Source organism: Acinetobacter sp. YH12112, assembly GCF_013418945.1.
Taxonomy (GTDB): Bacteria; Pseudomonadota; Gammaproteobacteria; order Pseudomonadales; family Moraxellaceae; genus Acinetobacter; species Acinetobacter indicus.
On sequence record NZ_VPBA01000019.1, the window covers coordinates 45,635 to 59,010 of the forward strand.

Sequence of the window (13,376 nt, forward strand, 5' to 3'; positions counted from 1 at the left end):
GCCATCAATGGTTTGCTGCGCTAGTTTTTAGTCCAATATTGTTGTTCTCTGGTTTTATTAATTGTGCAGTAATTTATTCTGTTTATGAGAAGAAACGGGCAAACCAGTTTTTACCTTTTTTCTTTTCTTTTTCCTGAATAATACCCATCATATTTTCTTTTACAGCGCCAACATAATCTGCATCATCATGCTGAATATGGTTAATTAACCATTTTGACAACACTTCGTGCAGTTCTCCTTCAATGGAATGCCCCATTTCAAAGCGTTCACGATACGACTCGATTTTTTTAATAAATAAGTCATGTACGCGTTTATGTGGTACGCGGTATTTATAACCGGCTTCTTCTTGTAAAGATTCTTCAAAGGTAAAATGAGACTGGGTATAGTCAATAATATTATCGAGAATCTGTTTAATACGGGCACGATCGGTATTTTCACCAATCTCGACAATTTCGTTAATATAATCAAGAATACGTTTATGTTGGTCATCAATCACATCGATGCCAGTATTATATTCTGGAATCCACTTCATTTTCATACGACCACCCCTGAATCAAATGATTTATAAGCTTTGAGCATAGTAGCCATATTTAATTTAAAATAAAAATGAAGTGATTTACTTGGGATTCCTGTTTCTGCCAACAAATTCACACAAACCCTTGTTTTATAATGTTTATATTATTTTAACCCGAGCAAAAGAGTCAGTTATTATTTAACCGTTTTATTATTTTCTGCCGTATTTTTAGACTTAAATAAAATACGGCACTATTTAAAATAAAATATACAACAGTAGATTAATATTGATCGGCGCGGGTAATCCGTTTTAATTCCGGATTCAGACGTTCTTTTTCCAAACGTTCAATATAAGTCAGCTGTTTTCTGATTGGCTGTCCCTGCTGGAATAAAATCATTTCGCCGGGGCTAAAAGCCTGCCAGGTTTCATTTTGAGTCAACGGTTCAGTGGTAATCACCGCCACCCGATCTTCCGGTGTGGTAACCTGGCTAAAATCGACCTCGACATCAATATCAATTAATTGTGCCGGTTTAAACGGGTATTCACGCACCAGCCAGTGCAGTTTGGTGGTGGCATAGCTAAACAGCGCCTGACCATTAGACAGACAGAAGTTAAAGGTGCCATGCTCGGCAATTTTCGGGGAAATTTCGGTCAGCAGTTCAAAGAGCTGCTCTAAAGACGGTTCCACAAAACCGAATTTCAGTACCATCTGATCGAGCAAATAACAGAATGCCCGCTCGCTATCGGTATTGCCCACCGGGGTAAAATGACCGCTTAAGGCTGGATCAAAATGGTGTAAATCGCCATTATGGGCAAAAATCCAGTGGCGTCCCCACAGCTCCCGAATAAAGGGATGGGAATTTTCCAGGGTAATTTTGCCTTGCGTGGCTTTGCGAATATGCGCAATCACATTGCGTGATTTAATTGGATAGTTGCGTACCAGCTCGGCAATGGGCGATTCCACTGCCGACTGGTTATCGACAAATAAGCGGCAGGCCTTGTCTTCAAAAAAGGCGATGCCAAAGCCATCACTATGGTCGGAAGTTATGCCAGCACGTTGTGAAAAACCACGAAATGAAAAGGTAATATCAGTAGGTGTTGCACAATTCATTCCGAGTAACTGGCACATACAGGACTTCAACATCTGATTAAAACTGCATTTATTGTGCATGACTCTGTCAGGCCATGCAAATCACAATCGCTGCAAAGTTTTATTTATTCCACAATGTGGCGGGTATTTTTCTTGAGTACCATCTTTTTTAGCACCTGGTTCATTTCGACAAAGACAAAATAATCCAGACAGTTAAACTCCTGATCATAATAGGCTTCGGTGGACAGCTTGCCCTGCATTTTCAGGTAAATATCAAACAGCTTGGGAATCCGGCCCTGTTTCAGCGAAGTCATTTCAGAGGCCTGCGGAATATACACCTGTTTCGAGGCAATGTTACAGCGCTGCTGTTCGCTTAACTGCTGGATATACTGATGGGTATGATAGGCACGCGCTTCATTGCCTTCTAAACGCACACTAACACAGCCAATCAAATAGCGGGCTTTCATGCTCCAGAGTACTTTCGGCATCAGATTCAGCCATAAAATGGATAGAGCTTTACCGGCCCGATGCCGTGGATGCACGCAGGTACGGCCAATTTCCACAATATTGTTGAGATGCTTTAATTGCTCTTCAATGGCAAATTCGCTGGCACTATAACTTTGCGCCAGTTCATACCCCTGAAACAGTTTTAATCGGGTATAGGCCACAATTTCCCCACTGGCCTTATCCCTTAATACGGCATGTTCGCAGCCAAAATCGTAAACATCCTGATCCAGTCCATGCTCAAACTGCAAACCGAACTGGTTGGCAAACTGCTCGGCACGAAATTGCTGTACTTCTTTTAACTGTTTTAAATTTTCAACCCATTCAAAGCTGTATTCTGTTTTTGTTGTGGTTTTAAAATCATATTTGGTATGATTTTTTTTGCTTAAAGGAAAACTCAAATTTTGTCGATATTGATTGAGTTTGGCTAACATCGATCAGCACTCCTAATGTTCTGCCTATACACTAGGCGATGCAGATGACAATTCAATGACCAAAAATCAGCCATAAAAAAAGGCCTCCTTAGAGACCTTGAGTTGTTTTAACTCTTAGTGTTTGGCGGCACGGTTGGTAATTAAAGTGCCCACTCCATGGTCAGTAAAGACTTCCAGCAAAGAGGCATGTGGCACACGGCCATCGACAATATGCGCACTGACCACGCCATTTTTGACGGCATCCAGCGCACAGCCTACTTTCGGAATCATACCGCCATAAATTACGCCGGTTTCAATTAACTGATCGACTTCCTGAGTGGTTAAACCGGTCAGCAGATTCTTGTTGGCATCCAGTACACCCGTAATGTTGGTCAACAGAATCAGTTTTTCTGCGCCCAAAGCTTCAGCCACCTTACCAGCGACCAGATCGGCATTAATATTATAGGTATTACCGTCTTCGTCGACGCCTAACGGCGCAATCACCGGAATAAAATCGCTTTGGGTAAACATTTCCAGTACGTCGGTTTTCACGCCGACCACTTCGCCGACCAAGCCTAAGTCAATTTTCTGTACTGAACCATCTTCTGCGGTTTTTTCCATCAGCAGTTTTTTGGCCCGAATCAGGTTGCCATCTTTACCGGTCAAACCAATGGCACGGCCGCCATGCTGGTTAATTAAATTGACGATAGATTTATTCACGCTACCGCCAAGCACCATTTCTACCACTTCCATGGTCGCCGGATCAGTCACGCGCATGCCATCAATACGGTCAGATTCGCGGCCCAGCTGTTTCAGGAAGGAATCGACCTGTGGACCACCGCCATGCACCACAATCGGGTTTAAACCGACCGTTTTAAGCAGCACAATGTCACGTGCAAATGAACTTTCCAGCTCAGGATCGGTCATGGCATTGCCACCATATTTCACGACCAGCGTTTTACCCATAAAACGTTGAATATACGGCAAAGCTTCTGTCAGAATCTGTGCTTTGTCGATGCCAGTCTGTTGCTGTGGCATGCGCCTCTCCTTATTGAGCATCTAAAATGTCTTGAGCAATCTGCGGATAACGGTTGCTCAGCATGGAAACAAAGGTATGACGAATATCCGCTAATCGTGCCGGATTATCGGCATCAAAACGTACTGTAAAATATTCGCCCGTATTCGATGCTCGAATAATGCCAAAACCATCTTCAAAATCAAGTCGAACGCCATCAATTTTACTTAATTGTGCGGCCAATGGCTGACTTAAGGTTTCAAGCTCATGTAAAACATGCGCTGAAGCAATGTTGTGGGTGCTGATATAAGTATCTTCAGTACAGCAGCGTTCAGGATATTTGGCCAGCAGTTCAGACAGGCTTCGCTCCGGGCGCTGGCTTAAATATTCCATTACCCGCAGCGCAGCATACAGGCCATCATCATAGCCAAAGCCGCGCCCGTCATTAAAGACATAATGCCCGGCATATTCACCACCAAACACTGCGTGTCCCTTTGATTGCGCCAGATACTGACGCAGGAAGGTGCTGCCGGTACGAATCATTACCGGATGGCCACCCAGCGCGCGTACCGTGTTACGCACCATGGTCGAACACTTCACATCAAACACCACTTCATGCTGTGGATGTTGCTGTAAACACATTTCGGCAAACAATGCCAGCAAACGGTCTGCACCAATCACTTTGGCCTGTTCATCGACCAGAACCAGACGGTCGCCATCGCCATCCAGTGCAATGCCTAAATCTGCCTGATGCTGCTGTACCGCCTGTTTCAGCTTGCTTAAATGTTTTTCCTGAGAGGGATCTGGGGCATGATCGGGGAAATGCCCATTGGCCTCACAGCGGATTGTGATCAGCTCGCAGCCCAGTTTTTGCAAGACCAGCGCAGCGCAGCGACCCGCTGAACCATGCAGACCATCGAGTACCACCTTAAAACGGCGCTGTAATTGAATATCATCGAGTAGCGCCTGCTGATACTGCAGGCAAAATTCCGGATAAATCTGATGCGGCTGTTCAGCCACAGGCTGCTGTCGATGTGCCAGAAAATAGTTGCTGGCATGGGCCGCCACCTGCTGGATCTTGTCTGGCGTCGGGGGTTCACCGCCCAGAATCCATTTAATACCATTGTCAGATTTGGTATTGTGACTGGCCGTAACCATAATGCCATTGCCATCAAACTGGCGGGCAATGTAATACAGCATCGGACTGGAACAACAGCCCATTAAGGTCGGGCTTAAGCCCTGCTGCTGGAGCACCTGCATGATCAGATCGGCATAGGCCGGACTGCTGAGTCGAGCATCATAACCAATCACCACGCGTGTGCTGCCCGTGTTTTTAATTTGTACGGCCAAACCCAACGCCACCGCTTGCACCAGTTCAGGCGTCAGCAAAGTCACCTTGCCACGAATGTCGTAAGCACGGAAAACCTGAAAAGGGAAACTGGACTGTTGAATATCCATGGCAGAACTACTTTATATATGAATAGGGAGAATGATTGTTTTAGGCTTTTTAATATAAGTTAATATAAGAACTGATTCTATGCGGCCGAAAACAGAATTCACGCTACAAAATGTAATTTTAAGTGTTTGTTGCGTTACTTTCTAGCGTGTTGTGATAAAGCCTAATGTTTAGGCTTTATCATTCAAGCAGATTTTAAGCTTTACCGGTATGGCCAAAACCGCCAGCACCACGTTCGGTGGCTTCAAATTCCTCAACCAGATCAAACTGGGCTTGTACCACCGGCACCAGCACATATTGCGCCAGACGCTCACCTGGTTCCAGGCTAAATGCAGTCTGACCACGGTTCCATACCGACACCATCAGCTCACCCTGATAGTCAGAATCAATCAGGCCAACCAGGTTGCCGAGCACAATACCGTGTTTATGGCCCAGACCCGAACGCGGCAGAATTAAACCGGCAAAATGCGGATCTTCAATATAAATCGCCAGACCGGTTTTCACCAATACGGTTTGACCCGGCTCAATGACAGTGGTCTCATGCACGCAGGCACGCAAATCCAAACCTGCCGAACCAGAGGTGGCATAGGTTGGCATTGGCCATTCTTGGCCCAAACGTGCATCAAGCACTTTTACCTGAACTTTCATCAGTAATTCCTGTTTATATCAATGAATGGTTTAGCGTTTAATTAACGCACGTAAATTTTCCAGATAATGCTGGGCCTGCAGTTTCGGATCGATATCGCCAGCCAGCTTTTTCTTGCGACCCAGCCATTCCAGCTCATCTTGTGGCATTTCATCTAGGAAGCGGCTTGGGGTCATCTGTTTCATCTGCCCGCCAGCCTTACGCTGCTCGGCCAGGGTAATGGTGAGGCCTTGACGCGCACGGGTAATGCCCACGTACATCAAACGGCGTTCTTCTTCGACCGTCTCAGCCACAATCGAGTTTTTATGCGGCAGAATTTCCTCTTCCAGTCCAATTAAATAGACATACGGAAATTCCAGACCTTTGGAGGCATGCAAGGTTAATAAGTTGACCTTGTCAGTGTCTTCTTCCTCCTGTTGCTGCTCCAGCATATCCAGCAGCACCATTTTACGGATCACGCTTTCAATATTTTTTTCGTCCACATCTTCAGCGCGGTTAATCAGGCTTTGAATACTGCTGTACAGCACTTCAATATTGTCCAGCTTGGTTTTTTCCTGCGCAGGCGTGGCGGCGCTTTCTTTGACGTAGTCGATATAACCAGCTTCGTTCATCATCTGGCGGATGATTGGCACCGGTTCATCATCTTCCAGCAATTCACGGGTAAAGTTCTGGATAAAGTCGGCAAACTCGGCCAGCTGAGTCGTGGCTTTTTTCGGAATGGCCATGGTCAAACGCTGATCACCTGCTGCCGCCAGCAAGGACAGATGGTTTTCCTGTGCAAATAAGCCCAGTTTTTCCAAGGTCACCGGGCCGATGGCACGTTTTGGCGTGTTGATAATGCGCAGGAAAGCACTGTCATCTTCCGGGTTAATAATCAGCCGTAAATAGCTCATCACATCTTTAATTTCTGCCCGGGCGAAGAAAGACTGACCTCCTGACAGCTTGTACGGAATCTGCATCTGGCGCAGCTGGGTTTCCAGAATACGCGCCTGGAAGTTACCGCGATACAAAATCGCATAATCTTTCCAGTTTTTACCGTTCATCAGTTTATGCGTGATCAGGTCTTTGACCACGCGCTCTGCTTCATCATCATCATTGCGGCAGGTAATCACCCGGATGACTTCACCATGGCCTTTGTCCGACCAGAGTTTTTTGTCAAAAATATGCGGGTTATTGCCAATTACAGTATTGGCCGCTTTTAGAATCCGGCTGGTGGAGCGGTAGTTCTGCTCCAGCTTGATCACTTTTAAATTTGGGAAATCTTCTTTTAAGAGCGCCATATTTTCCGGTTTGGCGCCGCGCCAGGCGTAAATGGACTGGTCATCATCCCCTACGGCGGTGAACTGTCCCATTACCCCGACCAGAAGTTTGACCAGAATATACTGCGCGGTGTTGGTGTCCTGATACTCATCGACGAGCAAATAACGCACCCGGTTTTGCCATTTATCGCGGACTTCAGCATTTTCCTGCAATAACCGGGTTGGCATCACAATCAGGTCATCAAAATCGACTGCGTTATAGGCACGTAAATTACGCTCATACAGCTGATATAAATGCGCCATCTGGATATCTTCTGGCGTTTCACAGGTGGTATGTGCCTGCTCCGGTGGAATCAGGTCATTTTTCCAGTCCGAAATCATTTTCATGGCCCGCGCAATCAGCTCTTTGCTTTCTGCACCCGATAAATTGTCGCGATGCATCAGATCCATCAGAATGCGTTTGCAGTCGTCGGCATCCAGAATCGAAAAGTTGGCTTTAAGCGGGGTATGTTTCAGCTCTAAACGCAGTAAATTTAAACCGAACGTATGGAAGGTCGAGACCGAAAGACCTTTGGCTTCTTCACGCGACAGCAACTTACCAACCCGCTCTTTCATTTCACGCGCAGCCTTGTTGGTAAAGGTCATGGCGGTAATCCGGTGCGCCGGAATACGGCATTGCTGCACCAGATAGGCAATTTTCCGGGTAATCACCGAGGTTTTACCTGAACCTGCACCTGCAAGCACTAACAAGGGTCCTTGAGTATATTTCATGGCTTCAAGTTGCTTGTCATTGAGTTGACTTGCCAGTGACATAGTGTTTCCTCTATTTCGGTTCGAGCTCGATTATAGTCATCTCCACCACAGTTGCCTAATCTAAAATGCTGCTTTTCTGGTCATAAAAAAAACCACCCGAAGGTGGTTTTTTGAATTCTGGACCGAATTACTGGATCGCGTAAATGCTGATCTCAACACGACGGTTTTGTTCACGGCCTTCTGCAGTTGCGTTAGACGCGATCGGGTTTGATGAACCGTGACCTTGGGCATTAATACGTGCAGTTGATACACCACGAGATGCCAGGTAGCTCGCTACAGATTGCGCACGCGCCTGAGATAACGGGATGTTGATAGAGTCATTACCAGTGCTGTCAGTATAACCTGTCACCAAGATACCGCTCTTGTTATCTTCAGTCAGAACTTGCGCCACTTTATCTAGAGTTGCATAGAAGTTTGGCTTGATGTTTGACTTGTTGGTATCAAAAGTAATGTTACCTGGCATGATCAGGCCAACAGAACCATCTGGGTTACGGTTAACATCTACACCGGTACCAGCCATTTGTTGACGTAATTTTTTCTCTTTATTGTCCAAGTAGATACCTGCAGCCCCACCGAGTACCGCACCAATTGCTGCTGCACGGTTGTTTTGTGCGCTGGTATTGGCATTCCCTTTAGAAACACCATAACCTGCTGCCGCACCAATAATGGTTCCTAATGCGGTTTTGTCATATTCTACGCCGCCCAGGTTATTACCAGTGGTTTGACAACCTGTTAATACCATTGCCCCGACTACTGCTGAAATTGCTAGTGCACGCATCGCATGCCTCCTTACTTGTGTTTTTCGTATATGGGAAAGTTTGGATGAAATAAAGTGCTTAGACCATTGATTTTTTGTTAATAAATAAACTTTTATTTACAATTTGCAATAATCTCATGTTGTTCTACGCATAAGTTCACCATAATTCCTACACAGTTTCACTTCAACACTTTTTTATTTTAAAAACAACAATTATATTGGGCGGAACTTCGTATAAGTTGTTTTTATATTCAGGACTGTTTATGTCATCTAAAACCAATAAGCAACCGCTCTTAAAAAAAATCACAAAAGGGCTTACGGTCAGCTCAGTGATCACCGGCAGCACTTTTTTACATGGACCGCCGGTACTGGCTTTGGGCCTGACCAAATTGTTCAAGAAATCGGCCAAGGTCGACCAGACCAATATCCAGATTACCAACAGCTGGCTGAGTGTCAACAACTGGCTGATTGACCATGTATTACCCAATACCCACTGGGACATCAGTATTGAAGATGGTCTGGAACTGAGCATGCAGGGCCGTTATTTAATGACCTGTAACCACCAGAGCTGGGTCGATACCACCGTCAACCAGTATTTCGGTTTAACCCGTATGCCACTGACCCGTTTCTTTACCAAATGGGAGCTGATCTTTATTCCTTTTGTCGGACAGGCCTTTAAAATTCTGGGCTTCCCGATGATGAAGCGGCATACCAAAGAACAGATTGCCAAAAATCCGGCGCTAAAAGACCGCGATATGCTGGAAGCGCGTAAATCTTGCGAGCAACTGCTCAGCCAGCCATTTACCCTGCTCAACTATCTGGAAGGCACGCGCTTTACTCAGGAAAAACATGATCAGCAACAATCACCGTATCAGCATCTGCTGAAACCCAAAGCTGGCGGTCTGGCGCTGGCGCTGAATATTCTCGGCAATGAAATTGATGCGCTGGTAGATATGACCATTGTGTATCCGGACGGCGCACCGGGTTATGGTGAATTCTGGCTGGGTGAAGTGCCACGTATTGCGGTCAATCTGCGCAAAATTGACATTCCAGACTGGGTCTTGGGTGGTGACTATGAAGAAGATGCCGCATATCGGGAACGTTTTCAGGACTGGGTGCATCAACTCTGGACAGAGAAAGATCAGCTCATTCATGAAATGAAACAGAAATTTGCTGAGCAGTAAGCGAGTACCAAAAGCATTATGAAGAAACGCGAAGAGCCGGTGATCAAATCTTCCTTTCACTTTGTCAGAAAGGACTCATGGAGCTGGAAAGTAGTGCTGGTATACGACATCTTTATGATGGCGTTAATTCTCATCAACCTGTTCTGCCTGAGTGCCAATGCCATTTTGATGAGTGATTTTGGTGACTGGCTTTTCAACTTTATTCAATTGCCGGAGGTACTGCAATTTTATCGCACAGAACTGCGTCCCTGGGTCATTATTACCGAAGGCTGGTTTACCACCTTCCTGATTATCGAATTGCTGGTACGTTGGGGCCTGGCGATTATTTTCCGGCATCATGCCCGCTGGTGGTTCTTCCCCTTCGTACACTGGTATGAAGTGCTGTCGATTCTGCCACAGCTGCGTTTTCTGCGTTTATTACGTGCCGTGGCAATTGGCTACAACCTATATAGTCATGGCTACAAGGTCATCCCGGACAGCATCTTCCGACGTGCCAACTTTTATTACAACCTGGTGATGGAAGAACTGTCGAGCCGGATTGTGCTGACCATTGTCAATAACCTGCAACGTGAACTGAGCAGCAGCACTGGTCATCGCCAGTTTATTGATGATCTGGTCGAGCAGCACCGCAAACTGCTGGCCGCAGCACTGGCCGACATCTTGCAGCAATCTTTGGGTAAAGAATTGCAGAGCCAGCGTCAGAGCATTGCCGAAAATGTCGGTCAGGTGGTGAGTCAGGCCATTGAAGATACCCCGGAGCTGACCCAGTTACTGCGCCTGCTGCCAATTGTCGGCGGACGTATGGAACGGCAGATTCAAAGCATTGGCCAACGTTTGGGCGAAAATATTACCCAAGGGCTGATTCAGCCTTTTGCCCATCATGACACCCTGCCAGATAATGTGGCCTATGCGCATATTGCCAACAAAGTCAGCCAGATCGAGATTGAACATAATCCGCATATTGATGCGTTGGTGGAATCTGCGGTATTTGAAACCCTGGAAGCCATTCGCAAACAGGTGAAAGTGAAAAAGTGGCAACAGATCCTGAATGAGCAGGAAACTGACAAAGAATAACCAGCAATAAAAATATTTAAACCTTCGGCTAGAGTATTCGGCCGAATTGTTCTAGGATTTGCTCTATTTACAACATTTACTTCGACAACAATGAACAGGTCAGAAGTCTTAAGGAATCATTATGGCTGACATACGGATAAAAGGCAGAATGGTCAATGCGATTCGCATTAGCTTAGATACAGATGATCATGATGCGATCCGCCAGCAATTGAGCCCAATGTTACAAAAAGGGTTTCCACCCCAAATTCCGGCGGTGATTGAAAGTTCGGTAGATCAGGAATTAATTGCCCTGATTCAACTGCTGATTGATCTGAATGTACAGCCACTGGCCGTGGTAGAAGGCATTCTGTCGGAACAGGCGCGTGCCATCCAGTTCCCGGTAATTCCGCAAGATCGTCAGTTACAACAGATCAAAGCCACCCAGGAACAGGTCATTGAAACTCCGGCAGAACCTGAAGCGCCTGCCGCAGAAGCCGCGGTGGTAGAAGCTGCAGCGGCACGAATTTCGCATGTGACCTCTTATCACGATGAAATTCTGCGTACCGGTCAATGTCTGGTCCAGAACCAGGGCGATATTATCTTGAAAGCTGGTATTAACAGCGGTTCGGAAGTGATTGCTTCAGGAAATATACATATTTATGGTAGCGTTCGTGGTAGAGTCATTGCCGGCGCAGGTGGGAACAGTTCAGCACGAATTTTCTGTCATTCCCTAGAAGCAGAATTGGTATCTATTGCAGGCACTTACTGTGTGGCGGACGATATTCCCCCGCACGTAACGAAAAAACCGGTACATATTTACCTAAATGACAACCAAGAGCTTGTATTTGAAGCTCTGGAATTTTAATGTATAAATAAACACCAAAAAACCCCATACACAAAAGGGGGATTTAAACCATAACAGGAGTGGATTCGGTGGCGAAAATTGTTGTCGTAACATCAGGCAAAGGTGGCGTAGGTAAAACTACAACGAGTGCATCTTTTGCAACAGGTTTAGCCCTACGTGGCCACAAAACTGTTGTTATCGATTTTGACGTGGGTTTGCGTAACCTGGACTTGATCATGGGTTGTGAACGTCGCGTTGTTTATGATTTTGTGAATGTTTTAAATAATGAAGCGCGTTTACAACAAGCATTAATTCGCGATAAAGATATTGAAAACCTTTATATTTTACCTGCTTCTCAAACTCGTGATAAAGATGCCCTGACCGATGAAGGTGTGGCACGTGTCATGGATGAGCTTGCTCAAGAGTTTGATTACATTATCTGTGACTCACCAGCAGGGATTGAGCGTGGCGCCATTTTAGCCATGTACCATGCCGATGAAGCGATTATTGTGACCAACCCTGAAATTTCTTCAGTACGTGACTCGGATCGTATTATTGGCATGCTCGACAGCAAAACCAAAAAAGTAGAACAAAACGAAGGACGTATCCGTAAGCATTTATGTATCACACGTTTCAATCCGGAACGTGCCGATAAACAGGAAATGCTCACCATTGACGATATTTCAAAAGATATTTTACGTGTACCAACTTTAGGTGTAATTCCAGAATGTAAAAGCGTTCTGCAAGCATCTAACGAAGGTAAGCCAGTCATTCTGTATAGCGAAACTGAAGCGGGTCAGGCGTATGATGACCTGGTGGCACGTTTCTTGGGTGAAGAGCGTCCATACCGTCACATTACTGCTAAACCTAAAGGCTGGTTAGCACGATTATTTGGAGCGTAATTATGGCAGGATTCTGGAGTAAATTATTTAGCAGCGAAGAAAAAGCATCAAGTGCTCAAACCGCCAAGGATCGTTTAAAAGTCATTGTTGCTTCTGAAAATGGTTTAGGCCGCCGCCTGAGCCAGGACAAAATTGACCAGATGAAAAAAGAAATCATGCAGGTCGTGAACCGCTATGTCCGCGGTGTCGATGAACAGCACATTCAAATGTCGGTACGTTCTGAAGCCAACATTGAAATGCTTGAAATGAATATCAATTTGCCTGAAGAGCGATAATCTGATTTTTGATTAGTCAAGCAAATTGAATCAAGGCAGAATATGAGGCGGAAATAGCAAACTTAAAGCATTGCTTTAAGGATTTGCCCAGCCGCAAGACGAGAAGCTGTGCTTCAAGATAAAGTGCACAAAGACACTTTGCCTCTTGCGAACTCATATTTTGCCTTTTTTTCATTTCGAAAAACTATTCCAGGAGATTGCGATGGCATTGTCTCAACCAGCAACATTCAATGAAGAATGGTCAGATGAGCGTGTATTTGCCTACCTGAATCAGCTTCCTCCGAATGGTGTGAATGCTGATTTCCATGTGCTTTACCATGCATTTAAACATATGCGCCCAGCAGACTATGAGCGTTTACTGACCCAGTTTGTTGCCGATGGCCGTGATGTAAATGCCACCAATCCGGAAGGACAGCGCATTCATGACGTGATTGCTGAATTCCCGCGTCAAAGCGCAGAATTCTTGGCAGTACTAGCAAAATTTGCTTAAGTCACACTGTCCATAAAAAAGCCCACCTATTGGTGTAATGCCAGTCAGTTAAGCAAATATTAGAAAAATGTAGTAAAAATGAGTGTATGTAAATACGCTCATTTTTTTATGTCTTTATCTGAACATTTAGAATCCACTCTTGAACATTCTCTCCCATCACT

The 13,376-nt window shown here is 45.4% G+C and carries 14 protein-coding genes; 6 read left to right on the forward strand and 8 right to left on the reverse strand.

Features of this window, described 5'->3' with window-relative positions; translation table 11 throughout:
• Positions 1-82: 82 nt before the first annotated feature.
• The 8 genes from FTU50_RS08740 to FTU50_RS08775 all read right to left on the reverse strand — a co-directional run bounded on the left by FTU50_RS08740 (position 83) and on the right by FTU50_RS08775 (position 8,488).
• A complete protein-coding gene (locus FTU50_RS08740; protein WP_005179777.1) occupies positions 83-538 on the reverse strand; it encodes a bacteriohemerythrin in 456 nt (151 codons plus the stop codon).
• A 256-nt stretch (positions 539-794) separates the two neighbouring features.
• Positions 795-1,643 carry a class II glutamine amidotransferase gene (locus tag FTU50_RS08745; protein ID WP_075168090.1) on the reverse strand — a complete coding sequence of 283 codons (849 nt, stop codon included), beginning with the start codon at positions 1,641-1,643 and terminating at the stop codon, positions 795-797.
• Positions 1,644-1,729: 86 nt separating this feature from the next.
• On the reverse strand, positions 1,730-2,542 hold the full coding sequence (locus FTU50_RS08750) for a GNAT family N-acetyltransferase (RefSeq protein ID WP_180046868.1): 813 nt from the start codon (positions 2,540-2,542) through the stop codon (positions 1,730-1,732).
• Positions 2,543-2,656: 114 nt separating this feature from the next.
• Entirely contained in the window at positions 2,657-3,559 is a 903-nt protein-coding gene (argB, locus tag FTU50_RS08755) for an acetylglutamate kinase (protein WP_016659457.1), read from the reverse strand.
• Positions 3,560-3,569: 10 nt separating this feature from the next.
• Positions 3,570-4,994 carry a phosphomannomutase/phosphoglucomutase gene (locus tag FTU50_RS08760; protein WP_180006901.1) on the reverse strand — a complete coding sequence of 475 codons (1,425 nt, stop codon included), beginning with the start codon at positions 4,992-4,994 and terminating at the stop codon, positions 3,570-3,572.
• Between the two features lie 193 nt (positions 4,995-5,187).
• Complete coding sequence (dut, locus tag FTU50_RS08765) at positions 5,188-5,640, reverse strand: dUTP diphosphatase (RefSeq protein ID WP_005179786.1); 453 nt, start codon at positions 5,638-5,640, stop codon at positions 5,188-5,190.
• A 30-nt stretch (positions 5,641-5,670) separates the two neighbouring features.
• Complete coding sequence (locus tag FTU50_RS08770) at positions 5,671-7,710, reverse strand: UvrD-helicase domain-containing protein (RefSeq protein ID WP_005179787.1); 2,040 nt, start codon at positions 7,708-7,710, stop codon at positions 5,671-5,673.
• A 127-nt stretch (positions 7,711-7,837) separates the two neighbouring features.
• Positions 7,838-8,488: an OmpA family protein gene (locus tag FTU50_RS08775; protein WP_005179792.1), complete on the reverse strand. Its 651-nt coding sequence runs from the start codon at positions 8,486-8,488 to the stop codon at positions 7,838-7,840.
• Positions 8,489-8,730: 242 nt separating this feature from the next.
• On the opposite strand from FTU50_RS08775, the gene FTU50_RS08780 reads away from it, so the two are divergent.
• The 6 genes from FTU50_RS08780 to FTU50_RS08805 all read left to right on the forward strand — a co-directional run bounded on the left by FTU50_RS08780 (position 8,731) and on the right by FTU50_RS08805 (position 13,215).
• Positions 8,731-9,651, forward strand: coding sequence for an acyltransferase (locus FTU50_RS08780; protein ID WP_005179793.1), 921 nt, complete (start codon positions 8,731-8,733; stop codon positions 9,649-9,651).
• An 18-nt stretch (positions 9,652-9,669) separates the two neighbouring features.
• Positions 9,670-10,725, forward strand: a complete 1,056-nt coding sequence (locus tag FTU50_RS08785) for a preprotein translocase subunit SecA (RefSeq protein WP_168408722.1) — start codon at positions 9,670-9,672, stop codon at positions 10,723-10,725.
• Positions 10,726-10,846: 121 nt separating this feature from the next.
• The gene (minC, locus tag FTU50_RS08790; RefSeq protein ID WP_005179806.1) at positions 10,847-11,569 is read left to right on the forward strand and encodes a septum site-determining protein MinC; all 723 of its coding nucleotides are present in this window, start codon (positions 10,847-10,849) and stop codon (positions 11,567-11,569) included.
• A 68-nt stretch (positions 11,570-11,637) separates the two neighbouring features.
• Positions 11,638-12,450, forward strand: coding sequence for a septum site-determining protein MinD (minD, locus tag FTU50_RS08795; RefSeq protein ID WP_005179808.1), 813 nt, complete (start codon positions 11,638-11,640; stop codon positions 12,448-12,450).
• Positions 12,451-12,452: 2 nt separating this feature from the next.
• Entirely contained in the window at positions 12,453-12,725 is a 273-nt protein-coding gene (gene minE, locus FTU50_RS08800) for a cell division topological specificity factor MinE (protein WP_005179812.1), read from the forward strand.
• 202 nt (positions 12,726-12,927) lie between these two features.
• The gene (locus FTU50_RS08805; protein ID WP_016659463.1) at positions 12,928-13,215 is read left to right on the forward strand and encodes a PA4642 family protein; all 288 of its coding nucleotides are present in this window, start codon (positions 12,928-12,930) and stop codon (positions 13,213-13,215) included.
• The last annotated feature ends 161 nt before the right edge of the window (positions 13,216-13,376 follow it).

Excerpts from the sequence above, each read along its gene's own strand:
- FTU50_RS08760 (WP_180006901.1), bottom strand. The coding sequence starts at position 4,994 with ATGGATATTCAACAGTCCAGTTTCCCTTTTCAGGTTTTCCGTGCTTAC.
- argB (WP_016659457.1), bottom strand. The coding sequence starts at position 3,559 with ATGCCACAGCAACAGACTGGCATCGACAAAGCACAGATTCTGACAGAA.
- FTU50_RS08805 (WP_016659463.1), top strand. The coding sequence starts at position 12,928 with ATGGCATTGTCTCAACCAGCAACATTCAATGAAGAATGGTCAGATGAG.
- dut (WP_005179786.1), bottom strand. The coding sequence starts at position 5,640 with ATGAAAGTTCAGGTAAAAGTGCTTGATGCACGTTTGGGCCAAGAATGG.
- FTU50_RS08745 (WP_075168090.1), bottom strand. The coding sequence starts at position 1,643 with ATGTGCCAGTTACTCGGAATGAATTGTGCAACACCTACTGATATTACC.
- FTU50_RS08740 (WP_005179777.1), bottom strand. The coding sequence starts at position 538 with ATGAAAATGAAGTGGATTCCAGAATATAATACTGGCATCGATGTGATT.
- FTU50_RS08780 (WP_005179793.1), top strand. The coding sequence starts at position 8,731 with ATGTCATCTAAAACCAATAAGCAACCGCTCTTAAAAAAAATCACAAAA.
- FTU50_RS08770 (WP_005179787.1), bottom strand. The coding sequence starts at position 7,710 with ATGTCACTGGCAAGTCAACTCAATGACAAGCAACTTGAAGCCATGAAA.
- FTU50_RS08750 (WP_180046868.1), bottom strand. The coding sequence starts at position 2,542 with ATGTTAGCCAAACTCAATCAATATCGACAAAATTTGAGTTTTCCTTTA.
- FTU50_RS08785 (WP_168408722.1), top strand. The coding sequence starts at position 9,670 with ATGAAGAAACGCGAAGAGCCGGTGATCAAATCTTCCTTTCACTTTGTC.
- FTU50_RS08775 (WP_005179792.1), bottom strand. The coding sequence starts at position 8,488 with ATGCGTGCACTAGCAATTTCAGCAGTAGTCGGGGCAATGGTATTAACA.
- minC (WP_005179806.1), top strand. The coding sequence starts at position 10,847 with ATGGCTGACATACGGATAAAAGGCAGAATGGTCAATGCGATTCGCATT.
- minE (WP_005179812.1), top strand. The coding sequence starts at position 12,453 with ATGGCAGGATTCTGGAGTAAATTATTTAGCAGCGAAGAAAAAGCATCA.